Source organism: Ornithinibacter aureus, from assembly GCF_009858245.1.
GTDB lineage: Bacteria > Actinomycetota > Actinomycetes > Actinomycetales > Dermatophilaceae > Fodinibacter > Fodinibacter aureus.
Genome location: NZ_VMSB01000001.1, coordinates 3,087,583 through 3,109,434 on the forward strand (window position 1 = coordinate 3,087,583; position 21,852 = coordinate 3,109,434).

A 21,852-nucleotide genomic window follows, 5' to 3' on the forward strand; every position below is an offset into this window, starting at 1 on the left:
ACTGACACCATGACCGGAAACACCGTGAACGCGGGGATCGCTCACCGCCTCTACACCGAGGGCGAGAAGATCGCCGACACCAAGGCGCCCGCCGGCCCCATCGCCGAGAAGTGGACCACCCGCAAGTTCGAGGCAGCCCTGGTCAACCCGGCCAACCGTCGCAAGCTGTCGGTCATCATCGTGGGCACCGGGCTCGCCGGCGGCGCCGCCGCGGCCACCTTGGGCGAGGCCGGCTACCACGTGAAGTCGTTCTGCTTCCAGGACAGCCCGCGCCGGGCCCACTCGATCGCCGCCCAGGGTGGCATCAACGCCGCCAAGAACTACAAGGAGGACGGCGACTCCGTCTACCGCCTGTTCTACGACACGGTCAAGGGTGGTGACTACCGGGCCCGCGAGACCAACGTCTACCGCCTGGCCGAGGTCAGCGCCGCGATCATCGACCAGTGCGTCGCCCAGGGTGTGCCGTTCGCCCGCGAGTACGGCGGTCTGCTCGACAACCGTTCCTTCGGTGGCGTCCAGGTGTCGCGCACCTTCTACGCCCGTGGCCAGACCGGCCAGCAGCTGCTCATCGGTGCCTACCAGGCCCTCGAGCGTCAGGTCGCGGCCGGCACGGTGGAGCAGTTCACCCGCCACGAGATGCTCGAGGTCATCGTCTCCGAGGGTCGCGCGCGCGGCATCATCGCTCGCGACCTCGTCACCGGCGAGATCGAGACGCACCTCGCGGATGCCGTCGTCCTCGCCTCCGGTGGGTACGGCAACGTGTTCTTCCTGTCGACCAACGCGATGGGCTCCAACGTCACGGCGTCGTGGCGGGCGCACCGCAAGGGCGCCTACATGGCCAACCCCTGCTACACGCAGATCCACCCGACCTGCATCCCGGTCTCCGGTGACCACCAGAGCAAGCTGACCCTGATGTCCGAGTCGCTGCGCAACGACGGCCGCATCTGGGTGCCCAAGCGTCGCGAGGACTGTGACAAGGACCCGCGCACCATCGCCGAGGAGGACCGCGACTACTACCTGGAGCGGATCTACCCGAGCTTCGGCAACCTCGTGCCGCGCGACATCGCCTCGCGCCAGGCCAAGAACGTCTGCGACGAGGGCCGCGGTGTCGGCCCTATGGTCGGGGACTTCCGCCGCGGGGTGTACCTCGACTTCGCCGACGCCATCTCCCGACTGGGCAAGGCAGCCGTCGAGGCCAAGTACGGCAACCTGTTCGACATGTACGCCCGGATCACCGGGGAGAACCCGTACGAGACCCCGATGCGCATCTACCCGGCGGTCCACTACACGATGGGTGGTCTGTGGGTCGACTACGACCTCCAGTCCTCGATCCCCGGGCTGTTCGTCACCGGAGAGGCCAACTTCTCCGACCACGGCGCCAACCGCCTGGGTGCCTCGGCGCTCATGCAGGGTCTGGCCGACGGGTACTTCGTCCTGCCGAACACCATCCGCGACTACCTCGCCAAGGGGCCCTTCGAGCCGCTGTCGACGGACGCCCCCGCCGTCGTCGAGGCACGCACCTCGGTCGAACAGCGCACGGCCCGCCTGCTCCAGATCCAGGGCGAGCGCAGTGTCGACTCCTTCCACAAGGAACTCGGCCACATCATGTGGGAGTACTGCGGCATGGAGCGTTCCGAGGAGGGGCTGCTCAAGGCCATCGACCTCATCCGCGGTCTGCGCGAGGAGTTCTGGCGCAACGTACGTGTCCTCGGGTCGGCCGACACCCTCAACCAGAGCCTCGAGAAGGCCGGCCGGGTCGCCGACTTCCTCGAGCTCGGTGAGCTCATGTGCATCGACGCCCTGCACCGTCGCGAGTCCTGCGGCGGTCACTTCCGGGCCGAGTCGCAGACCGAGGACGGCGAGGCGCTGCGTCACGACGACGAGTTCCTCTACGTCGCGGCCTGGGAGTTCGCCGGCGGCGACGGTGACGGCGAGATGGGTGCCCCGGTGCTCCACAAGGAGGATCTGGTGTACGAAGCGATCGAACTGAAGCAGCGGAGCTACAAGTGACCTCCGGGGGGCTTCGCCCCCCGGAATCCCCCCAAAGGACGCAAACAGCATGAATCTCACCCTGAAGATCTGGCGTCAGGCCGGCCCCCGCCACACCGGCGAGCTCGTGGTCTACAAGGTCTCCGACATCAGCCCCGACATGAGCTTCCTCGAGATGCTCGACGTGCTCAACGAGCAGCTCAACGCGGCCGGTCAGGAGCCCATCGCCTTCGACAGCGACTGCCGAGAGGGCATCTGCGGCATGTGTGGCCTGATGATCTCCGGTGAGGCACACGGGCCTGAGAAGACGACGACGTGTCAGCTGCACATGCGCAGCTTCCGCGACGGCGAGGTCATCACGATCGAGCCGTGGCGCGCCAACGCGTTCCCGGTCATCAAGGACCTCGTCGTCGACCGCGGCGCCTTCGACCGCATCATCCAGGCGGGCGGCTACATCTCGGTCAACACCGGGTCCGCCCCCGACGCCCACGCCGCGCCGGTGCCCAAGCCGGCTGCCGACCGGGCGTTCACGGCGGCCGAGTGCATCGGGTGCGGCGCGTGCGTGGCGGCCTGCCCCAACGCGAGCGCCATGCTGTTCATGGGCGCCAAGGTCACCCACCTCTCCGAGCTGCCCCAGGGCCAGCCCGAGAGGATGGCTCGGGTCGTCTCCATGGTCGACCAGCACGACCACGAGGGCTTCGGCGGCTGCACGAACGTCGGCGCCTGCTCGCAGGCCTGCCCGAAGGGCATCCCGCAGGACGTCATCTCCACGCTGAACCACGACCTCCTGGCGGCGATGCGCGCAGGTCACTGACCGGCATCCCAACCCCAACGCGTACCCCCAGCGACCAATAGGTCGCTGGGGGTACGCGTGAAAGGGTCAGGGCGTACCCGGAGTGACCTATTGGTCGATTCCGGTACCGGGGGGGGGTGCAGGTCGGGGCGTACCCGGAGTGACCTATTGGTCGATTCCGGTACGGGTCAGAGCCAGCTGAGGCGGTCGCGCAGCAGGGCGTAGCCGACGAAGGCGACGACGTCGAGGATCGTGTGGGCCACCACGAGCGGCATCACCCGCTTGCTGCGGGTGTACCACCAGCCGAACACGATCCCCATGGCGATGTTGCCGACGAAGCCGCCGAACCCCTGGTAGAGGTGGTACGTGCCCCGGATCACCGCGCTGGTGAGGATGATCTGCCAGCGACCCCACCCGGCCTGGCCCCACCGCTTGAACAGGTAGCCCACCATGATCACCTCTTCGAGCACCGCGTTCTGGGCGGCGGCGAGGATCAACACGGGGATGGTCCACCAGGCGCTCGCCAGGTTGGCCGCGGCGATCGTCGTGTTGAGGTCGAGGGCCTTCGCGGCGGCGTACAGCGCAAGCCCCGGGAGTCCGATGACGGCGGCCAGCACGGCCCCACGCACGAGGTCCTGACCCGGCCGGCGCAGGTCGAAGCCCATCGTGTGGGGCTCGTCCGGGTCGTCGCGGCGCAGCAGGTGAAGGGCGAGCAGCACGGGCACCAGAGCCAACGCGACCCCGGTGAGCTGGTAGACGAGGTCGAGCCACGGCCGGTCGGGGGTCACCGACGAGTTCATCGAGGTGGTCTGTGACCCGAGCGGGGCCGGGCGGGTCAGCTTGTCGACGATGCGCAGCAGCGACCAGATCGCCGACGCTCCCAGGGACACACCGAGCACGAGCCAGGTCTCGGTGAGGTGCTGGCGGCGCATGGAGGACAGCGTAGGCCTCGCCTCGGTCGGTGCCATGTCGGGACCTCGGCAGAGGACGGCGACCGGTCGGCCAGGAGGCACGACACGTGACCCTCGCGCGGTGGGGCGGCACGACGACCCGGAGGTGGCCGCCTACCATGGCGGTTCCGACGTGAGGAGTGCCTGTGGAGACCGGAACCGGCCTGCGGACCGTGGCAGCGACCGCAACCGTGCTGGTGGCCCTGGCCGTCGGGGGCTGCAACCGCGACGGTGAGGGGACCGAGACGACATCCCCGACCGCCTCCTCGACGGCCAGCACCTCGACGAGCCCGACCCCGACTCCGTCGTCGTCCCTGCCGACGGTCGGCGAGGTCTACCGGCAGGCCCGCACGGCTGCGCTGGCGGCACCGTCGGCACGCGTGGTCGGCACGCAGACCCGCGATGGGGGTCCGGTCACCGTCGATGTCGAGGGCAACGCCAACGGCTCGAACCAGACGGTGTTCATCACCACCCCTTCGGGTGGGCAGGCCGAGGTCATCACCGTCGGTGCCGACCACTGGCTCGGGGGCGACGAGGAGTTCTGGGTCGAGCAGACCGGTGACCCGGCTGCCGGCTCCGGGATGGTCGGCAAGTACGTCGCCATCAGCGAGTCCGACGCCACCGAGCTCGGCTCGTTCACCCTGCGCACCATGCTCACCGAGACCTTCGGGGTGCCGGAGATCGCGGCGCTCGAGGCCGACACGTCACCGGTGGAGGAGGGCGAGGTCGACGGCAAGGCGGTGTACGTCCTCGGCAAGCCCGACGGGGCCCGACTCTGGGTGCTGGCGGACGGCAGCGCCACCCTCGTGCGCGCGGTCGGGCCGTCGACCGCTCCTGCCGACCTCGTGTTCAGCGACTGGGGCCGGGCCCAGACCTTCACGCCGCCTCCGGCGTCGATGGTCGTCGAGGGCTAGCCGGGCTGGTACGCGGGGTCGCGCCGCGTGCGCCGCCAGCGACGAACCCTCAGCCACATCCAGATCAGCAGCCACGCGAGCAGGGCCAGCGCGATGATGACGAGCACCGGTGCGATGAGCGCGATCAGGGTGAGCCCGAGCGAGCCGACGTCCTCGGCGGTGGAGACCACGGGGGCGCCGACACCGGCGGTGCCGGCGTTGATCACAGGACGAGAGGCCATCTTGCCGGTGTGGACCAGCCCCGAGATGATCACCCCGAGCACGACCGAGACCCACGGGTTGTCCTGCATCCACGCCGAGTTGTCGACCTCGGATGCCGCGGTGGAGGCGGCGAAGATCAACCCACCCATGCTGGGGCGGATGAACGTCTGGATCGTGTCGTTGATCGTGTCGACGGCCGGGATCTTGTCCAGGACGATCTCGGCGAGCAGCAGGGCCGAGCCGATGCCGATCGCCCAGTTGCTGTCGATCCACTCGTACCCCGCGGGCAGGGTGATGAGATCCGTGAAGCGCGAGACCAGGGCCACGACGAGAAACGGGATGTAGGCGTTGAGACCTGCGGCGGCGGACAGGCCCATTCCGGTGAGGGCAGCGAGCACGGTCTTCCTTCCTTCGCACCCACGACCGCTCCACGCGGACGTGCCGTCAGTGCAACGTACGGCCACCCGAGCGTAGTCCCGGGATGCGCGGTGGGGGAGTGAACCGCCGGGCACCTAGGATCGGACCCCATGAAGGTCCTTTCCGCCGTTGCCTGGCCGTACGCGAACGGCCCCCGACACCTCGGCCACATCGCCGGGTTCGGGGTCCCCTCTGACGTCTTCAGCCGCTACATGCGGATGGCGGGGCACGACGTGCTGATGGTGAGCGGTTCCGACGAGCACGGCACCCCGATCCTCGTCCTGGCCGACAAGGCCGGTGTCACCCCGACGGAGTTCGTCGCGAGGAACCACGCCATCATCGCCGGCGAGCTGGCCGACCTCGGCTGCACCTACGACCTGTACACCCGCACCACGACGGCCAACCACTACGCCGTCGCCCAGGAGCTGTTCACCCGGGTCTGGGAGAACGGGTACATGGTCGAGCGCACCCAGCGCGGGGCGATCTCACCGACGACGGGCCGCACCCTGCCGGACCGCTACATCGAGGGCACGTGCCCCCTGTGCGGTTACGGCGAGGCGCGCGGTGACCAGTGCGACAACTGCGGCAACCAGCTCGAGCCCGAGGACCTCGTCAACCCGCGCAGCAAGATCAACGGGGAGACCCCGGAGTTCATCGAGACCCAGCACTTCTTCCTCGACCTCCCGGCGCTCGCCGATGCGCTGCGCGAGTGGCTCGAGGGGCGTGAGGCCTCGGGCACCTGGCGCCCCAACGTCATCAAGTTCAGCCTCAACATCCTCGACGACATCAAGCCGCGCGCGATGACCCGCGACATCGACTGGGGCATCCCAGTGCCCCTCGACGGGTGGCGTGACCAGCCGACGAAGCGGCTCTACGTCTGGTTCGACGCCGTCATCGGCTACCTCTCGGCGTCGATCGAGTGGGCCCGGCGCTCGGGCGACCCCGAGGCCTGGCGCCTGTGGTGGAACCCCGGTACGAGCGATGACCCGCAGGTTTCGTACTACTTCATGGGTAAGGACAACATCACCTTCCACTCCCAGATCTGGCCGGCGGAGCTGCTCGGGTACGCCGGTCACGGCGAGCGGGGAGGCGAACCGGGGGTCTTCGGCGAGCTCAACCTGCCCACCGAAGTGGTCTCGAGCGAGTTCCTCACCTTCGGTGACCGACAGTTCTCCACCAGCCGCGGTGACGTGATCTACGTGCGGGACGTCCTGGAGAAGTACGGCCCCGATGCGATCCGGTTCTACATCTGCGCGGCCGGCCCCGAGAACCAGGACTCTGCCTTCACCTGGCGAGACTTCGTCCAGCGCAACAACTCCGAGCTCGTCGCCGGCTGGGGCAACCTCGTCTCTCGTACGGCGGCGATGGTCGCCAAGAACTTCGGCGAGATCCCGCAGCCCGGGCCGCTCGAGGACATCGACCTCGAGCTGCGCGAGACGGTCACCGGTGCGTTCGCCACGGTCGGCGCCCTGCTGGAGCGCAACCGGGTCAAGGCCGCGCTCGCCGAGACCATGCGGATCGTCGGTGAGGTCAACGCCTATGTCTCGCGCACCGAGCCCTTCAAGCTCAAGGGTGAGCACGAGCGCGAGCGGCTGGCCACGGTGCTGCACACCCTGATCCAGAGCGTCTCCGACCTCAACACCCTGCTCGCGCCGTTCCTGCCGCACGCCGCGAACCGGGTGCACCTCGCCCTCGGCGGGGTGGGCGAGTTCGTCCCGATGCCGGTGCTCACCGACGTCGTGGGTCTCGACGACGGCGACTCGGATCGCAGCTACCCGGTGATCACGGGCGACTACTCCGGCACCCCGCGGTGGGAGTCCACGCCCGTGCTGGTCGGCGCTGCGGTGGTCAAGCCGGCGCCGGTGTTCAGCAAGCTCGACGAGGCCCAGGTGCTCCAGGAGTGGGGCCTGTCGTGAGTCCCCGTGCGGAGACCGCCCCGGAGCGGGTCCCCACGGCACCGGATCCGCTGCCGATCGCGGTCGTCGACAACCACACGCACCTGGACATCACCAGGGACGGCACACAGGTGTCGGTCGAGGGTCTTGGCCCCGTGCTGGCGGCGGCGGCCGAGGTCGGCGTCGACCGGGTCGTGCAGATCGGGTGCGACCTGCCTGGAGCCCGGTTCGCCGTCGCGGCGGCCGAGCAGCACGCAGGGGTGCTCGCGGGAGTCGCCCTGCACCCCAACGAGGTTCCCGGCCTGGCCGCAGCGGGAGAGTTGACGTCGGCGTATGCCGAGATCGAGCGCCTCGCTGCCCACCCGCGGGTGAGCGTCGTCGGCGAGACGGGCCTGGACTACTTCCGGACCGGGCCCGACGGTGTGCCGGTGCAGCAGGAGTCCTTCCGATGGCACATCGACCTCGCCAAGCGGCTCGGCAAGGCGTTGCAGGTCCACGACCGTGACAGCCACGACGACGTGGTGCGCATCCTCGACGAGGAGGGGGCGCCACCCGCCACGGTGATGCACTGCTTCTCCGGCGGCCCGGACCTGGCGCGGCAGTGCGTCGACCGCGGCTACCACCTGTCCTTCAGCGGAACCGTCACCTTCAAGAACGCGACGGCCCTGCGCGACGCCCTGGCCGTGACACCGCTCGACCTGCTGCTCGTCGAGACCGATGCTCCCTACCTCACGCCACATCCCTGGCGCGGTGCAACGAACTCACCGGCTCTGGTGCCCCTCACCGTTCGGGTCATGGCCGGGGTCCTCGGCGTCGCGGTGCCCACCCTGTGCGAGGCGCTCAGCGACAACGCCGAGCGCCTCTACGGCCCGTGGTCAGCGCCGTTCTCCGCACCGTGACACAGATCTCGTTACCGGTGGTGCTCGTGCGCCAGAAGTGCCCCATGAGGCGCGCCGACGGCTGCCTGACCGTTACCAAAATTTGACCTTCGCCCGTTGGCTCCGTCACGCTGGAGGGAATGGCCGGGGCCGAATCGCCTCGGACGGCACGCACGACCACCCTGATCGCCGCCGGTGTCGGCAGGGAGAGCGTCTGCGTGACGACGCCCCGGTGACGGGTCGTCAGGGCCGCGTGCGGCTGCGTCCGAGTTCGGTGCCCGGAGATCACGAACACTGGAGAACCGTGCTTTTCACCCGCCCCCTTCGTCATGTCGCCCAAGGTGTCGCTGCCCTCGTCATCGCTGGCGGTGCCGTCGGTATCGCCCACGCGGACAAGGCCGTCGAGGTCACCGTCGACGGTCAGCCCACGTCGGTGCACGTCTTCGGCAGCACCGTCGCCGACGTCCTCGCCAAGCAGGACATCACCGTCGGCCCGCACGACGACGTCGTGCCCTCCCTGGACACCCCGGTCTCCGACGGCGACCGCATCTCGGTGCGCTACGGTCGCCTCCTGACGGTGACCGTCGACGGCGAGACGACCGAGCGCTGGACCACGGCCACCACGGTTGACGGCGCGCTCACGGATCTGAACATCCGCGCCGAGGGTGCCGCCCTGACGGCCTCGCGTTCGCAGAGCCTGGGCCGTGACGGCCTCACCCTGGCCGTCACCACCCCGAAGAACGTCACGGTCGTCGCCGACGGCAAGACCCGCAAGGTCACCACGACGAGCCAGACCGTGTTCGGTGTCCTCGCCGAGCTCGACGTCGCCAAGCGCGCCGCGGACGTCGTCTCCCCGGTCATGCCAACCTCGGTCGAGGACGGCATGAAGATCACCCTCAAGCGCGTGGACGTCAAGACCGAGACCGCCAAGAAGGCCATCGCGTTCACGACCACCAAGCAGAAGGACTCGAGCCTGTACAAGGGCCAGACCAAGGTCGTCACCAAGGGCAAGAAGGGCTCCAAGACCGTCGTCAGCCAGGTCACCTTCGTCGACGGGAAGAAGACGAGCACCAAGGTCGTCAAGAGCACCGTCACCGCCAAGCCCGTCGCGGCTGTCGTCAAGGTCGGCACGAAGGCCCGCCCGGCGGCCACCACGAGCACCGGTGGCAGCGGCGGCGGCAGCACGTCTGGCGCGGGCATCAACACCGCCCGCTCCGCCATGTGGGACCGGATCGCCCAGTGCGAGTCCGGTGGCCGCTGGAACATCAACACCGGCAACGGCTACTACGGCGGTCTGCAGTTCGCCACCGCGTCCTGGCTGGCCATGGGTGGCGACGACTTCGCCCCCCGCGCCGACCTCGCGTCGCGCGCCGAGCAGATCACCATCGCCAACCGCTACTACGCGCGGGCCGGCCTCTCCCCGTGGGGCTGCGCACACGCCGCCTGATCAACGACCTGATCACGACCTCGGATGCCGGGTCGACGCCTCGCGTCGGCCCGGCACCGTGCGTCGTGGCTAGGGTGAGCGCATGTCCGACGACCACGAGGTGAGCCTGCTCGGGGCAGGTGAGATCCGCGACCTCGCCGCGCGCCACGGCATCCGCCCGACCAAGCAGTGGGGTCAGAACTTCGTCGTCGATGGCAACACCGTCCGGCGCATCGTGCGGGTGGCCGGCGTCGGGGCAGGTGACACCGTCGTCGAGGTGGGGCCGGGCCTGGGCTCGTTGACCCTCGCCCTGCTGCCGGAGGTGGACCGGGTCGTCGCGATCGAGGTCGACCCGGCGCTGGCCGCGGCCCTGCCCGACACGGTCGCGCAGCACGCGCCCACCCTCGTCGACCGCCTCGACGTGGTGCAGGCCGACGCGCTCACCGTGACCGAGCTGCCCGGGCCGGCACCGACGGCCCTCGTCGCGAACCTGCCCTACAACGTGTCCGTGCCGGTGGTCCTGCGCTTCCTCGAGCTGTTCCCCACGGTGCGCACCATCCTCGTCATGGTCCAGCTCGAGGTCGCCGAGCGGCTCGCCGCCGGCCCGGGCTCGAAGACGTACGGCGTGCCGAGCGTCAAGGCCGCCTGGTACGCCGACGTGCGGCTCGCCGGCCGGGTGCCGCGCAGCGTCTTCTGGCCCGTTCCGAACGTCGACTCCGGGCTCGTCGCCCTGACCCGCCGCGAACCGCCGGTCACCGACGCCAGCCGCCAGGAGGTCTTCGCCTGCGTCGACGCGGCCTTCGCGCAGCGCCGCAAGACCCTGCGTGCCGCCCTCGCATCGTGGGCGGGGTCGGCCGCGCTCGCCGAGGCTGCGCTGACGGCTGCGGGCGTCGATCCGCGCACTCGTGGGGAGCAGCTCGACGTCGCAACCTTCGCCGCGATCGCCTCCGCTCGGGTTCAGGCGGTGCAGGGGTCCTGAAGCACTTTAGGGTGGGGACATGACCTCGGCTCCCCTCGTGCCCGCTCCGGTGACGGTCCGGGTGCCGGCCAAGGTCAACCTCGAGCTGCTCGTGGGCCCACGCCGCCCCGACGGCTACCACGCCCTGTCCACGGTGTTCCAGGCGGTGAGCCTCTACGACGACGTCACCGTGGCCGCCGCCGCGGACTGGGGCGTCACCGTCTCCGGACCGCTCGCGGCGGGGGTGCCCGAGAACGGGGACAACCTCGCCCTGCGGGCGGCGCGGCTCGTGGAGACCCACTTCGACATCGACCCGGTGCACATCGCCATCCGCAAGGGCATCCCGGTGGCGGGCGGCATGGCCGGCGGGTCGGCGGATGCCGCGGCCACCCTGGTCGCCCTCGACCACCTCTGGGACCTCGACCTGGACCGCGAAGAGCTGGAGGACCTCGCCAGCGAGCTCGGCAGCGACGTGCCCTTCCTCATCGCCGGGGGCACGGCGATGGGCAGCGGGCGCGGCGAACTGCTCGCCCCCGTGCTCGCCCGGGGCACCTACCACTGGGTGTTCGCGCTCGCCGAGGGCGGTCTGTCCACCCCGGCCGTCTACGCCGAGTGCGACCGCCTGCGTGACGACGAGGACGTGCCCGACCCCGTTCCCACCGCGGCCCTCATGAGCGCCCTGCGCACCGGCGACCCCCACGAGCTCGCCGCACAGCTGTCCAACGACCTCCAGGCGGCGTCACTGTCGCTGCGGCCCGACCTCGCCGAGGTGCTGGCCGCGGGCATGGAGTACGGGGCGCTGGGCGGCATCGTCTCCGGCTCCGGCCCGACGACGGCCTTCCTCGTCGAGAACAGCGAGGCCGGCATCGACCTCGCCGTCGCCCTCACGGCCAGCGGCGTCGTCCGCGACGTGCGGCGCGCCAGCGGTCCGGTCCACGGTGCCCACGTGATCCACCAGCGGACCGACTAGTGGCCAACCTCGTCTCGGTCGAGCGGGCCTCCCTCGCGCTCGGCACCGCCCAGGTGCTCGATGCCGTCTCCCTCGGGGTCGGGGGCGGCGACCGCATCGGCATCGTCGGTCGCAACGGCGGTGGCAAGACCACCCTCCTGCGGGTGCTGTCGGGCACCCGGGACGTCGACACCGGCCGGGTGGCTCGCGTGGGCGGGCTGACCGTGGGGGTGCTGACCCAGGACGACGGCCTCGACCCGGCAGCCACCGTTCACGAGACCGTCATCGGTGACCTCCCCGAGCACGAGTGGGCCGCCAGCACCCGCATCCGCGACGTCCTCACCGGTTTGCTCGGTGGGCTCGACGCACCCGCCGTCGGTGGGATGGCTGCCGCGGTGGGGCCGTTGTCCGGTGGCGAGCGCCGGCGGGTGGCGCTGGCGGCGCTGCTCGTCTCCGCGCCCGACCTGCTGCTGCTCGACGAGCCGACCAACCACCTCGACGTCGAAGGGGTGGCCTGGCTGGCCGACCACCTCGTGCGCCAGCACGCCCGGCCGGACAACGCCGTCGTCGCGATCACCCACGACCGCTGGTTCCTCGACGCGATCGCCACCCAGACCTGGGAGGTCGACTCCGGCCAGGTCTTCGCCTACGAGGGCGGCTACGCGGCCTACGTGCTGGCCAAGGCCGAACGCGAGCGGATGGCCGGGGTCATCGCCGAGCGCCGCGACAACCTCCTGCGCAAGGAGCTCGCGTGGCTGCGGCGGGGCCCGCCGGCGCGCACGAGCAAGCCCAAGTTCCGCATCGACGCGGCCAATGCCCTCATCGCCGACGAGCCCCCGGCTCGTGACGGCGTCGAGCTCATGCGGTTCGCCACGACCCGTCTCGGCAAGGACGTCGTCGACCTCATCGACGCCCGGATCAGCGTCGGCGACCGGGTGCTGCTCGACCACGTCACCTGGCGCCTGGCCCCCGGCGAGCGCACCGGCATCGTCGGCGTCAACGGCGCCGGCAAGTCGACGTTGCTGCGCGCCATCGCGGGGGACGTCGCGCTCGCCGCCGGCAAGCGCAAGGTCGGTGTCACCGTGCGCCTGGCGGTGCTCTCGCAGGAGGTCCGCGAGCTCGAGAAGTGGGCCGATCGCCGGGTCATCGAGGCCGTCGAGGACGTGCGCGCGGTGGTGCGCTTCGGTGCCAAGGAGCTCACGGCATCCCAGCTCGCGCAGCGGCTCGGGTTCAGCGGCCCCCGGCAACAGACCCGCGTCGGCGACCTGTCCGGCGGTGAGCGGCGGCGCCTCCAGCTGACCCGCCTGCTCATGGACGAGCCGAACGTGTTGCTGCTGGACGAGCCGACCAACGACCTCGACATCGAGACGCTGACCTCGTTGGAGGACCTCCTCGACGGGTGGGCCGGCACCCTCATCGTCGTCTCGCACGACCGTTACCTCCTCGAGCGCGTGTGTGACCGACAGGTCGCGCTGCTCGGCGACGGCCGCCTGCGCGAGCTGCCCGGGGGCGTCGAGGAGTACCTGCGCCTGCGCGCCGCCTCGGCCGGTGGTCCGGCGTCGACGTGGGATGCCGGTCGCTCGGCTGCCGCTGCCGTCGCGGCTGCCGCTGTCGCTGCCGACTCGTCAGCGGACGGGCCGGGCTCGCTCGGCGCAGCGGGTGGTGGGCAGACGGCATCCGCCTCGTCTGCGACGCCCGCTGCGCCAGCGGTGTCGCCGGCGCAGGCGCGCGAGGCCCGCAAGACGATGGCCCGGGTCGAGAAGCAGTTGAGCCGCCTCGCCGACCGCGAGGAGAAGCTGCACGCCGCGATGCTCACGGCGGCCACCGACCACGCCCGGGTGCTCGTGCTCAACCGCGAGCTGCGCGAGATCGTCGACGAGCGCGAGGACCTCGAGCTTCAGTGGCTGGAGGCCGCCGAGATCATCGGCTGAGGCTTGACGGTGCGCAGCAGCCGGGGCCCGCGGGTCCACACCCACCAGTAGGCGACCCCGGCGAGCAGACCCGCCAGGTAGCCCAGCCACGGGGTCGATCGGGTCGCCTGGAGCACCTGCCAGTGCAGCACGTAGATGAACAGCGAGCTCGCGGCGAGCACCTGCACCAGCGGAACGAGCCCGCGGGGCACCCGTAGCGTCGGCACCCAGATGACGAGCAGGGCTGCGGTCAGGGTCAGCAGGTCGCGCTTGGGATTGCCCGAGAAGGTGCCGATGGTGGGGATCGCGACGGCCGTGACGAGCATCCGCTGGCCCAGGCCCTGCGCCTTGGCGGCGGCCCAGCCCAGGCAGAACAGCCACGAGACCACGAGCGCCGAGCCCTGCACGTGCGGCACGGGCGGGAAGAGCAGGCCCTGCCACCACAGCATCCCCATGCCCGCCAGCGCCAGCGGCAGCGCGAACGGGTGCCGTCGCTCGAGCCGGTCGCCCCACGGCGTCGCGACGACGGCGGTCACGACGAGCAGCACGAACACCGCCGACTCGATGAACCAGAACCGCCAGTCGGGTCCGAGGCGGGCCTGCCCGAACGCCCAGTTGAGCAGGGCCATGGTCGACCACGCGTACTGCCCGATGAGTAGGTGCGCGCCGACGATGACGACGAGCGCCGGCGCGGCGATGCGGCGCACTGCGGTGAGCAGGCCGCGCACCCGCTCGGTGCGCGGCGCCTCACCGAGCCGGAAGCGGGCCAGGTTCCAGCCGACGAGCACGAGCAGGGCATGGGCCGTGCCCTGGAGCGTGAAGACGTGGGCGTGGGTGCCGACGATGAGCACGATGGCGAGCGCCCGCAGCACCACGCTGGTCTCGACCGAGCGGGTGGACAGGGCCCGGCGCAGGCGCGCGCGCAGGGTGGGCGGCGTGCCGTCCGGTGCCGGGTGTGGCGTGCCGGATGCCGCCCGGCCGGGTTCGGTGGTCGCCTCGGCTTCCAGCGCCTCGAGCTCGCGCAGGGTCAGCAGGTGCCAGCTGGCCGGCAGGTGTCCGAGGTGGTCCTCGACGTGCAGCGACGCCTCGACGTACGACAGCGAGTCGCCGCCGAGGGAGGCGAAGGAGTCCTCCGGTGAGACCGATGCCAGCCCGAGCACGGCGGGATACCGCTCGCGAAGGGAACCCGCGCCGGCCGGCGCCTCGGTCGTCACATCGGCCGCGCGGACGCGGGCCGCTGCGGCCAGGTCGGTCAGCGTGGCGTAGTCGACCTTGCCGCTGCTCAGGTGGGGCAGTGCGTCCAGGCCGAGGTCGGCGGAGGTCAGCACCTGCACGCAGCGCGTCGGGATGCCGGCCGACCGGGCCGCGCGCTCGGCGAGCCTGCGGTGGTCGACCGGGGTGGGGCCCGGCGCGCAGACGAGAGCGACGGCATCCGGCGCGGCGAGGCAGCGCACGTCGTGCCCGCCGTCGCGCAGGGTGCGCTCGACGTGGTCGAGGTCGACCCGGTGCCCGAGAACCTTCGCCACGCGCGACCGGCGGCCGGTGATCTCGAGCAGCCCGGCATCCGTGATGCGGCCGAGGTCACCGGTGTGCAGGCGCTCGACGGTGCGCCCCAGCGCGAGGTCGGCGGCGGTGTCGGCGTAGCCGAGCATGACGTTCGGCCCGGAGTAGACGACCTCGCCGTCGACGATCTCGAGGGATCCGCCGGGCACGGCCACACCGACCGTGGTGGGGTGCTCGGCGGCGAGACCGGGGGGCAGGTAGGCCATCCGCGCGGTCGCCTCGGTCTGGCCGTACATGACGAACAGGTCCACGCCGCGTCGGCGCCCGAGGGTGGCCAGCTCGACGACGCGCTGCGGGTCCATCCGGCCGCCGGCCTGGGTGATGGTGCGCAGGTGGGGGAGGTCCATCGTGGCGAAACCGACGCGGTCGAGCAGCTCGAAGGTGTGTGGGACGCCGGCGAGGGTGGTGACCCGGGCCTCGGCGGCGAGCGTCCAGAAGCACTCGTCGGCGATCGAGAGGTCGGTGAGCACGATCGATGCCCCGACGAGCAGGTGGCTGTGCACGACGCTCAGGCCGTAGCAGTAGTGCAGCGGCAGGCTGGTGACGGCCCGGTCCTGCGGGCGGATGCTCAGCGCCTCGGCGATCGCCTCGGCGTTGCTGCGCAGGTTGTCGTGGGAGAGGCGCACCAGGCGGGGCGATCCGCTCGACCCGCTCGTGCTCATGAGCAGGGCGAGGTCGGGGTGCAGGGGGTGGGCCGGGTGCTCGCGGTGGGGCTGGATCGCGGGCGTGCCCTCGCCGGTGGAGGTGATCGTGACGTCGGGGTCCCACGTGGCGGCCAGGGCGGCTGCGGGGGAGCCGGGCGGGGTGAGCAGCACGACGTGCCCGGCCTCATGGGCAGCCAGGTAGCCGACGAGGGTGTCGAGGTCGTTGGCCCCGTGCACGTGCACCAGGCGGCGCTCGCCGGCGAGGATGCCGGCCGCGCTCGCCACCCGCTCGGCCAGTTCACCGCGGGTCAGCGTCGTCAGCCGCCCGCCCCCGCCCCGCACGTGCACGGCATCCGCGTGGTCAGGTGCCCGTCGACAGGTCAGGGCCGTGCCCGGCCCTGCCTGCGCGGGGTGTGCCTCGGCCCGCGGGGGAGCAGAGGCGGTGAGGGGCACGAACCGAGAGTAGTGAGGTAAGCCTTACCTCTACAACTCCGGGCGGTGTGAGATGCGCCCCGCCGCGAGGACCTCGCTCTCGCGATGCCGGTCAGCTCGGCTCGGTCTCGAAGGGGTGCAGCAGGCGGCGCAGCAGGGCGGCCAGGTCGTCGCGCTCGGTGTCGGACAGCTCGGCGAGGAGCTGGTGCTCGTGGGCGAGGAGGTCGGCGAGGGCGGCATCCACGACGTCCATGCCTGCGGGGGTGAGTCGGACCAGCACGCCACGCCGGTCGGTGGGGTCGGGGTGGCGCTCGACATAGCCACGGGCGGCGAGGCGGTCGACGCGGTTGGTCATCGTCCCGCTCGTCACGAGCGTCTCGGTGACGAGCTGCCCGGGGCTGAGCTCGTAGGGCGTGCCGGCCCGGCGAAGCGCGGACAGGACGTCGAACTCCCACCCGTCGAGGCCGTGCTCGGCGAAGGCCGTCCCGCGGGCACGATCGAGGCGTCGGGCCAGCCGGGACACCCTGCTGAAGACCTCGAGGGGTGCCACGTCGAGCCCGGGACGCTCCCGGCGCCACGCGGAGACGATACGGTCGACATCGTCAGCGGCCATGAGGCCGACTCTACTGCCCGTCAAGTTTCTTGACATCGAGACACCGGCGCCGCCCACCGATCCACCAGGTTCACCCACAACCAGGCGCCCGACCCGAGGAGCACGGCATGAGCGAGCACGTGAGCTGGGACCCCACCGCCTATGGCCGGTTCTCGGCCGAACGCAGCAGGCCCTTCGCCGACCTGCTCGCGCAGGTGCGCACCGAGGACCCCGCGGTCGTCGTCGACCTCGGGTGCGGCCACGGCCCGGCCACCCTCATGCTCGGCGAGCTCTGGCCGCAGGCCCGGGTCATCGGTGTCGACGCGTCAGAGGCCATGCTGGAGTCGGCCCGCGCCCTCGACGACGCCGGCCGGGTCGAGTGGGTGCAGGCCGAGCTTCGTGAGTGGGACCCGGCCTCCCTCGGTGTGGCCCCGGACGTCATCATCACCAACTCCACCCTCCAGTGGATTCCCGGTCACCTCGACCTGCTCGACACCTGGGTCGAGGCGCTTGCCCCGGGTGGCTGGCTGGCCCTGCAGGTGCCCGGCAACTTCGACGCCCCGAGCCACCGCCTGATGCGCGAGACGGCGGAACAGCACGAGCGGGCCGGTGAGCTGGGGGCCGCGCTGGACCTGCCGGCGGTGGGGGAGCCCGCCACCTACCTGCGTTACCTCACCCGACTGGGATGCACGGTCGACGCGTGGGAGACCACCTACCTGCACGTCCTGGACCCCGACGGCGCCGAGGACAACCCCGTGCTGAGCTGGGTCACGGCCACCGGGCTGCGGCCGGTGCTCGACATCCTCACCGAGGACGACGAGCGCGCTGCGTTCCTCGAGCCCTACGCCGCGCTGCTCGCGGAGGCGTACCCGCGCACGCCGCTCGGGGTGCTCTTCCCGTTCCGCCGGGTGTTCGCGGTCGGCCGGAAGACCACCGCCTGACCGGATGCCGTACGCCGGCCCTCAGGACGGGCTGGCGGTGAGCGTGGGCTTGGGTTCCAGGCCGGTCAGCCCGTTCCAGGCGAGGTTGACGACGTGAGCGGCGACCTCGTGCTTCTTGAACTTGCGGGAGTCCAGCCACCACTGGCCGGTCAGGGCGATCATGCCGACGAGCATCTGTGCGTACATCGGCGCGGCCTTGGGGTCGAGCTTGTGGGACTTGAACTCGGCCGCGAGGATGTGCTCGACCTGGCTGGCGATGTCGCTCATGAGGCTGGCGAAGGAACCGGTGGCCTGCCCGGTCGGGCTGTCCCGCACGAGGATCCGGAAGCCGTCAGTGGAGGTCTCGACGTAGCCGAGCAGGGCCAGGGCGGCGCGTTCGATGATCTCGCGCGAGGTGCCCTCGGAGGTCAGCGCCCCCTGCACCGCGCTCAGCAGGCTCTCGATCTCGCGGTCGACGACGACGGCGTACAGGCCCTCCTTGCCGCCGAAGTGCTCGTAGACCACCGGCTTGGACACCCCGGCCGAGGCGGCGATCTCCTCGATCGTCGTCCCCTCGAAACCCTTGTCGGCGAAGTGCTTGCGACCCACCCCGATGAGTTGCTCGCGACGCTCGCGTCCGGTCATCCGGGCGCGGCTGGTCTTGGGGGGCTTGGCCGAGGCAGGGGCAGTCACCCCGTCATTGTGCCCGGCTGAGTCCATTACCCTCACCGTATGCCGTGCGCCGCCGTGCGCACCGGTCCCCGGTTGGTCTGCTGGTAGGGCCCGCCTGACTTTGAATCAGGACAAGCGACGTAGGTTCGATTCCTACCCGGGGAGCGACACCGCACGACCGACGCAGGAGGTCGGGCGGAGGCGCGGCTCCTACCCGGGGAGCAAGGCAGACTCCTGCTGGGGAGCAAGCAGTCACCCACCGGGGGAGCATCCGGCTCCTACTGAGGGGCGAGCTCTTCGATCACACGCTCAGCCCGCTCCAGCGCCTCACCCACGCCGACGTCCATCGTCCCGACCCGCGGTGAGAGGTTGAGGTCGAGCAGCACCTCGGTCACCCCGTCCGCGGCCAGGGTGGCGGCGTCGGCCAGGATCTGCTCCGCGGTGCCGTGGAAGGGACGGCGACCGACTCCGGGGTCGGCGGTCACCAGTTCCGGGACGACCCGCACGAGCACGCGCAGCGCGTCCGGGTCGCGGCCGGCCTCGAGCGCGCCCCGTCGCACCGTCTCGATGCTGCGGCGCAGCGTCGCGGGGACGTGCTGGCTGCTCGCGATCCAGCCCTGGGCCAGCCGCCCGGCCCGCTCCAGAGCAGCGTCGGCGCTCCCGCCGACGAGGAGCGCAGGGTGCGGCTGCTGAACCGGCGCCGGGCTGAGGTGGGACCTCGGCACGGTGTAGAACTCACCCTCGAACTCCACCGGGTCCTCGGTCCACAGCGCCACGAGACATTGCAGGTATTCTTCGAAACGCGCGCCCCTGCGGTGCATCGGCACCCCGGTCGCGACGTGCTCCTCGGGGAGCCAGCCCATGCCGACGCCGACGGTCAGGCGGCCGGCGGACACGGCATCCAGCGAGGCCATGCTCGAGGCCAGGAGGGCCGGGGCGGTGAACGGCGCGCAGACCGTGGCGGTGCCGAGACCGATCCGCTCGGTGTGCCCGGCGGCGACCGCGAGCGCGACGACCGGGTCGAGGACGCTGCGGTGTGACGGGCCGAGCCGACCGTCCGCGGGCCACAGCGTGCGCTGGTAGGCCCAGAGCGAGGAGTACCCCAGCTGCTCCGCGCGGCGAGCCACGTGCACCAGGTTCTCGCGGGTGGCCCACGCGCCGGAGACCGGTAGCCCGAACCCGAGCAACGGCATCCCAGCGGTCATCGCACCACTGTGGCACGCTCGCCAGCCCCGGTCCGGGTGTGGTACCCATCAACAGGTGAGCCCCACCGCGGTCGAGCGTCCCGACGAGCCGAAGTCCCCTGTGGTCCTCGTCGTCGACGACGACGAGGCGATCCGCACCGTCGTGCGCTGGCAGCTGGACTACGCCGGCTTCCGGGTCCTGGAGGCCGACGACGGGCCCTCGGCGTTGCGTCGCATCCGGGACGATCTCCCGGCGCTCGTCGTCCTCGACCTGTCCCTGCCCGGCCTCGGAGGGCTGGACGTCCTGCGCGCCGTGCGAGGAGGTCGCACCGGGCGCACCGACACCCCGGTCATCGTGCTCTCGGGCCGCAGCGGTGAGACCGACCGCATCATCGGTCTCGACCTCGGGGCGGACGACTACCTCATCAAGCCCTTCTCGCCCGGTGAGCTCGCCGCCCGCGTCCGGTCGGTGCTGCGTCGCAGCACCCCGGAGCAGGCCGACGAGCCCGTCGTCATCGGCGGTCTGCGCCTCGAGCCAGCCGCTCGCCGCGTCCAGGTCGACGGCGTGGAGGTCGAGCTCACGCCCAAGGAGTTCGACCTGCTCGCCTTCCTCGTCGCGCACCCCCGTCAGGTCTTCACGCGCAGCCAGCTGCTCGAGCGGGTGTGGAACTCGTCCTCCGAGTGGCTGGGCGAGGCCACCGTGACCGAGCACGTGCACCGGATACGGCTGAAGCTCGAGCAGGATCCGTCGCGCCCGACCCTGCTGCGCACGGTGCGCGGCGTCGGCTACCAGCTGGTGGACCAGTGAGCACGGCCGAGCTACCCGACGTCAGGTCCCGGCTGCACCCCGACGACGCCGGCGAGCTGCTCAACGGTCAGGCCAAGGTCCTGGAGCTCATCGCGGATGCCGCCCCGTTGCGCGAGGTCCTCGACGAGATCCTCGCGTCGCTCGAGCGGTTGATTCCGCAGGCCCGGTGCTCGGTGCTCCTCCTCGATCGCGTTCGGGGGACGCTGCACCACGGCTCGGCGCCCCGGCTGTCCGCGGCCTACATCGCCTCGATCGACGGGCTGGCGGTGGCTGATGGCGCGGGGTCGTGTGGAACGGCCGCGGCCCGCAACGAGGCCGTCGTGGCGTTCGACGTGCGCCGTGACCCGCGGTGGGTGGACTTTCGTGGCCACGCCGAGGCGGCCGGTCTGCGCAGCTGCTGGTCGACACCGATCGTGGGTCGCGACGGGATGCCGGTCGGCACGTTCGCCGTCTACCACCCCCTCCCGCACCGTCCCGCCGCCCGTGAGCGGCTGCTCGTCGACCGGTTCACCCACCTCGCCTCGGTGGCCATCGACCACGCCGGACTCATCGGCGACCTGGTCGCGAGCGAGGAGCGCTTCCGCAGGTCCTTCGACGACAACTCCCTGGGCATGGCGCTCCTCGGGCTCGACCGCACCATCGCGCGGACCAACACGGCGCTCGCGGCGCTGAACCCCGGTGGGGATCCCCTGGTCGGGTGCCGGCTCGCCGACGTCGTGACGCCGACGACCGGCTCGCTGGAGGCCCGGTTCGACGACCTGGACCGCGACGGTGCCACCCCGGTGGTCTTCGAGGCGGTCCTGCACGGCGGGGAAGCGCACGACAGCCACCGTGAGGTCCAGGTGGAGGTGACCGTCTCCCTCCTGCCCGCTCGCAACGGCCACCCGGCCCAGTACGTCGTCAACGTCTTCGACCTCACCGAACGGCGTGCCGCCGAGCGTGATCGGCGGGCCCGGCTCGAGGCCGAGACCGCCCGCAGGACGGCCGAGGAGCACTCACACGCGAAGTCCGAGCTGTTGGCCGCGGTCGGCCACGAGGCCCGCACCCCCATCCAGGCCATCGTCGGCTTCGCCGAGCTGCTCGGCACCATCGACCTCGACGAGGCACAGCGACGCGAGGCGCTGGGCCACATCAGCGCGGCTGCGGGGCACGTCATGGACCTGCTCGCCGAGGTGCTCGACCTCAGCCGGGTCGAGGCCGGTGTCCTCCCGATCGCCGTCGAGCCGGTGGTGCTGCGCGACGTCGTCTCGGAGGTCTTCGCGCTGCTGTCGACCAGGGCGGACCACCGCGAGGTCCGGCTCTCCCACCACCTCGCGGACGACGTCGTGCTCGCCGACCGCCGCCGGTTGCGGCAGGTACTGCTGAACCTCGTGGGCAACTCGATCCGCCACGGCAGGTCCGGCGGGCACGTCGTGGTCCGCCGGGGCGCCGAGGCCCTTGGTGGGGGTGACGGCTGGGTGGTGACGAGCGTCGACGACGACGGACCCGGCATCCCCGCCGACTTCCTCCCGCGCGCCTTCACCTCCTTCGCGAGACCGGATGCCGTGTCGGTCCCGTCGTCGGCGCCACCCGCCGCCTCCTCGCAGGACTACCCGGAGGAGAGCATCGGCCTGGGGCTCGGGCTGTCGCGGGGACTGGCCCATGCGATGGGCGGCGAGCTCACGGTGGGGCACTCGGGCCCGGACGGGACGTCGATGGTGCTGAGGCTCCCTGCGGCTGGGGGCAGCGGGCACTGAGCAGGGGGCACGAGGCCCTGG

General features: G+C 71.4%; 18 protein-coding genes and 1 tRNA gene. 13 read left to right on the plus strand and 6 right to left on the minus strand.

The features are described 5' to 3' along the window. Window positions 1-9 precede the first annotated feature (9 nt). Together C8E84_RS14690 and C8E84_RS14695 are read left to right on the plus strand one after the other, a co-directional pair. On the plus strand, window positions 10-2,010 hold the full coding sequence (locus tag C8E84_RS14690; protein ID WP_159903257.1) for a fumarate reductase/succinate dehydrogenase flavoprotein subunit: 2,001 nt from the start codon (window positions 10-12) through the stop codon (window positions 2,008-2,010). A gap of 49 nt (window positions 2,011-2,059) precedes the next feature. After that, window positions 2,060-2,803, plus strand: coding sequence for a succinate dehydrogenase/fumarate reductase iron-sulfur subunit (locus tag C8E84_RS14695; RefSeq protein WP_159903259.1), 744 nt, complete (start codon window positions 2,060-2,062; stop codon window positions 2,801-2,803). A gap of 167 nt (window positions 2,804-2,970) precedes the next feature. Here the strand turns inward: C8E84_RS14695 and C8E84_RS14700 are convergent, their stop codons facing one another. Then, window positions 2,971-3,714 (minus strand): CPBP family intramembrane glutamic endopeptidase, encoded by a 744-nt coding sequence (locus C8E84_RS14700; RefSeq protein WP_159903261.1) that lies wholly within the window; start codon window positions 3,712-3,714, stop codon window positions 2,971-2,973. A gap of 164 nt (window positions 3,715-3,878) precedes the next feature. Here C8E84_RS14700 and C8E84_RS14705 point away from each other — a divergent pair, with 164 nt between their 5' ends. Then, the gene (locus C8E84_RS14705; RefSeq protein WP_159903263.1) at window positions 3,879-4,646 is read left to right on the plus strand and encodes a hypothetical protein; all 768 of its coding nucleotides are present in this window, start codon (window positions 3,879-3,881) and stop codon (window positions 4,644-4,646) included. Here the strand turns inward: C8E84_RS14705 and C8E84_RS14710 are convergent. Further along, complete coding sequence (locus C8E84_RS14710) at window positions 4,643-5,245, minus strand: DUF4126 domain-containing protein (RefSeq protein WP_159903265.1); 603 nt, start codon at window positions 5,243-5,245, stop codon at window positions 4,643-4,645. The two genes, C8E84_RS14705 and C8E84_RS14710, sit on opposite strands and share 4 nt — an antisense overlap. A 129-nt stretch (window positions 5,246-5,374) precedes the next feature. On the opposite strand from C8E84_RS14710, the gene metG reads away from it, so the two are divergent. The 6 genes from metG to C8E84_RS14740 all read left to right on the plus strand — a co-directional run bounded on the left by metG (window position 5,375) and on the right by C8E84_RS14740 (window position 13,301). Beyond that, window positions 5,375-7,180 (plus strand): methionine--tRNA ligase, encoded by a 1,806-nt coding sequence (gene metG / locus C8E84_RS14715; protein ID WP_159903267.1) that lies wholly within the window; start codon window positions 5,375-5,377, stop codon window positions 7,178-7,180. Continuing rightward, the gene (locus C8E84_RS14720; protein ID WP_159903269.1) at window positions 7,177-8,058 is read left to right on the plus strand and encodes a TatD family hydrolase; all 882 of its coding nucleotides are present in this window, start codon (window positions 7,177-7,179) and stop codon (window positions 8,056-8,058) included. Before metG ends, C8E84_RS14720 begins: the two co-directional genes overlap by 4 nt. A 283-nt stretch (window positions 8,059-8,341) precedes the next feature. Beyond that, window positions 8,342-9,484 (plus strand): resuscitation-promoting factor, encoded by a 1,143-nt coding sequence (locus tag C8E84_RS18410; protein ID WP_281348950.1) that lies wholly within the window; start codon window positions 8,342-8,344, stop codon window positions 9,482-9,484. A gap of 82 nt (window positions 9,485-9,566) precedes the next feature. Continuing rightward, a complete protein-coding gene (rsmA, locus tag C8E84_RS14730) occupies window positions 9,567-10,442 on the plus strand; it encodes a 16S rRNA (adenine(1518)-N(6)/adenine(1519)-N(6))-dimethyltransferase RsmA (RefSeq protein WP_159903271.1) in 876 nt (291 codons plus the stop codon). A 19-nt stretch (window positions 10,443-10,461) separates the two neighbouring features. Beyond that, window positions 10,462-11,391 (plus strand): 4-(cytidine 5'-diphospho)-2-C-methyl-D-erythritol kinase, encoded by a 930-nt coding sequence (locus C8E84_RS14735; RefSeq protein ID WP_159903273.1) that lies wholly within the window; start codon window positions 10,462-10,464, stop codon window positions 11,389-11,391. Then, complete coding sequence (locus C8E84_RS14740) at window positions 11,391-13,301, plus strand: ABC-F family ATP-binding cassette domain-containing protein (protein ID WP_159903275.1); 1,911 nt, start codon at window positions 11,391-11,393, stop codon at window positions 13,299-13,301. The genes C8E84_RS14735 and C8E84_RS14740 overlap by 1 nt, the downstream gene beginning before the upstream one ends. Here C8E84_RS14740 and C8E84_RS14745 read toward each other — a convergent pair. Both C8E84_RS14745 and C8E84_RS14750 read right to left on the minus strand, forming a co-directional pair. After that, complete coding sequence (locus C8E84_RS14745; protein ID WP_159903277.1) at window positions 13,268-15,940, minus strand: AMP-binding protein; 2,673 nt, start codon at window positions 15,938-15,940, stop codon at window positions 13,268-13,270. The genes C8E84_RS14740 and C8E84_RS14745 overlap by 34 nt on opposite strands. Before the next feature lie 91 nt (window positions 15,941-16,031). After that, entirely contained in the window at window positions 16,032-16,532 is a 501-nt protein-coding gene (locus C8E84_RS14750; RefSeq protein WP_159903279.1) for a MarR family winged helix-turn-helix transcriptional regulator, read from the minus strand. Window positions 16,533-16,639: 107 nt separating this feature from the next. Here C8E84_RS14750 and C8E84_RS14755 point away from each other — a divergent pair, with 107 nt between their 5' ends. Further along, complete coding sequence (locus C8E84_RS14755) at window positions 16,640-17,452, plus strand: methyltransferase domain-containing protein (protein ID WP_159903281.1); 813 nt, start codon at window positions 16,640-16,642, stop codon at window positions 17,450-17,452. A gap of 21 nt (window positions 17,453-17,473) precedes the next feature. Here the strand turns inward: C8E84_RS14755 and C8E84_RS14760 are convergent, their stop codons facing one another. Next, entirely contained in the window at window positions 17,474-18,076 is a 603-nt protein-coding gene (locus C8E84_RS14760; RefSeq protein ID WP_211675800.1) for a TetR/AcrR family transcriptional regulator, read from the minus strand. A gap of 113 nt (window positions 18,077-18,189) precedes the next feature. Between C8E84_RS14760 and C8E84_RS14765 the strand changes: the two genes are divergently transcribed. Continuing rightward, window positions 18,190-18,268: transfer RNA gene (locus tag C8E84_RS14765), tRNA-Gln, on the plus strand. A gap of 113 nt (window positions 18,269-18,381) precedes the next feature. Here the strand turns inward: C8E84_RS14765 and C8E84_RS14770 are convergent. Then, complete coding sequence (locus C8E84_RS14770) at window positions 18,382-19,308, minus strand: TIGR03619 family F420-dependent LLM class oxidoreductase (RefSeq protein WP_159903285.1); 927 nt, start codon at window positions 19,306-19,308, stop codon at window positions 18,382-18,384. A gap of 55 nt (window positions 19,309-19,363) precedes the next feature. Here C8E84_RS14770 and C8E84_RS14775 point away from each other — a divergent pair, with 55 nt between their 5' ends. Both C8E84_RS14775 and C8E84_RS14780 read left to right on the plus strand, forming a co-directional pair. Then, window positions 19,364-20,095, plus strand: a complete 732-nt coding sequence (locus tag C8E84_RS14775) for a response regulator (protein WP_211675616.1) — start codon at window positions 19,364-19,366, stop codon at window positions 20,093-20,095. Next, complete coding sequence (locus C8E84_RS14780; RefSeq protein WP_211675618.1) at window positions 20,092-21,831, plus strand: sensor histidine kinase; 1,740 nt, start codon at window positions 20,092-20,094, stop codon at window positions 21,829-21,831. Before C8E84_RS14775 ends, C8E84_RS14780 begins: the two co-directional genes overlap by 4 nt. Window positions 21,832-21,852: the final 21 nt, after the last annotated feature.

Bases quoted from the DNA above. Each gene is read 5' to 3' on its own strand.
- metG (WP_159903267.1), top strand. From the start codon at position 5,375: ATGAAGGTCCTTTCCGCCGTTGCCTGGCCGTACGCGAACGGCCCCCGA.
- C8E84_RS14690 (WP_159903257.1), top strand. From the start codon at position 10: ATGACCGGAAACACCGTGAACGCGGGGATCGCTCACCGCCTCTACACC.
- C8E84_RS14770 (WP_159903285.1), bottom strand. From the start codon at position 19,308: ATGACCGCTGGGATGCCGTTGCTCGGGTTCGGGCTACCGGTCTCCGGC.
- C8E84_RS14700 (WP_159903261.1), bottom strand. From the start codon at position 3,714: ATGCGCCGCCAGCACCTCACCGAGACCTGGCTCGTGCTCGGTGTGTCC.
- C8E84_RS14735 (WP_159903273.1), top strand. From the start codon at position 10,462: ATGACCTCGGCTCCCCTCGTGCCCGCTCCGGTGACGGTCCGGGTGCCG.
- C8E84_RS14760 (WP_211675800.1), bottom strand. From the start codon at position 18,076: ATGACCGGACGCGAGCGTCGCGAGCAACTCATCGGGGTGGGTCGCAAG.
- C8E84_RS14750 (WP_159903279.1), bottom strand. From the start codon at position 16,532: ATGGCCGCTGACGATGTCGACCGTATCGTCTCCGCGTGGCGCCGGGAG.
- rsmA (WP_159903271.1), top strand. From the start codon at position 9,567: ATGTCCGACGACCACGAGGTGAGCCTGCTCGGGGCAGGTGAGATCCGC.
- C8E84_RS14755 (WP_159903281.1), top strand. From the start codon at position 16,640: ATGAGCGAGCACGTGAGCTGGGACCCCACCGCCTATGGCCGGTTCTCG.
- C8E84_RS14695 (WP_159903259.1), top strand. From the start codon at position 2,060: ATGAATCTCACCCTGAAGATCTGGCGTCAGGCCGGCCCCCGCCACACC.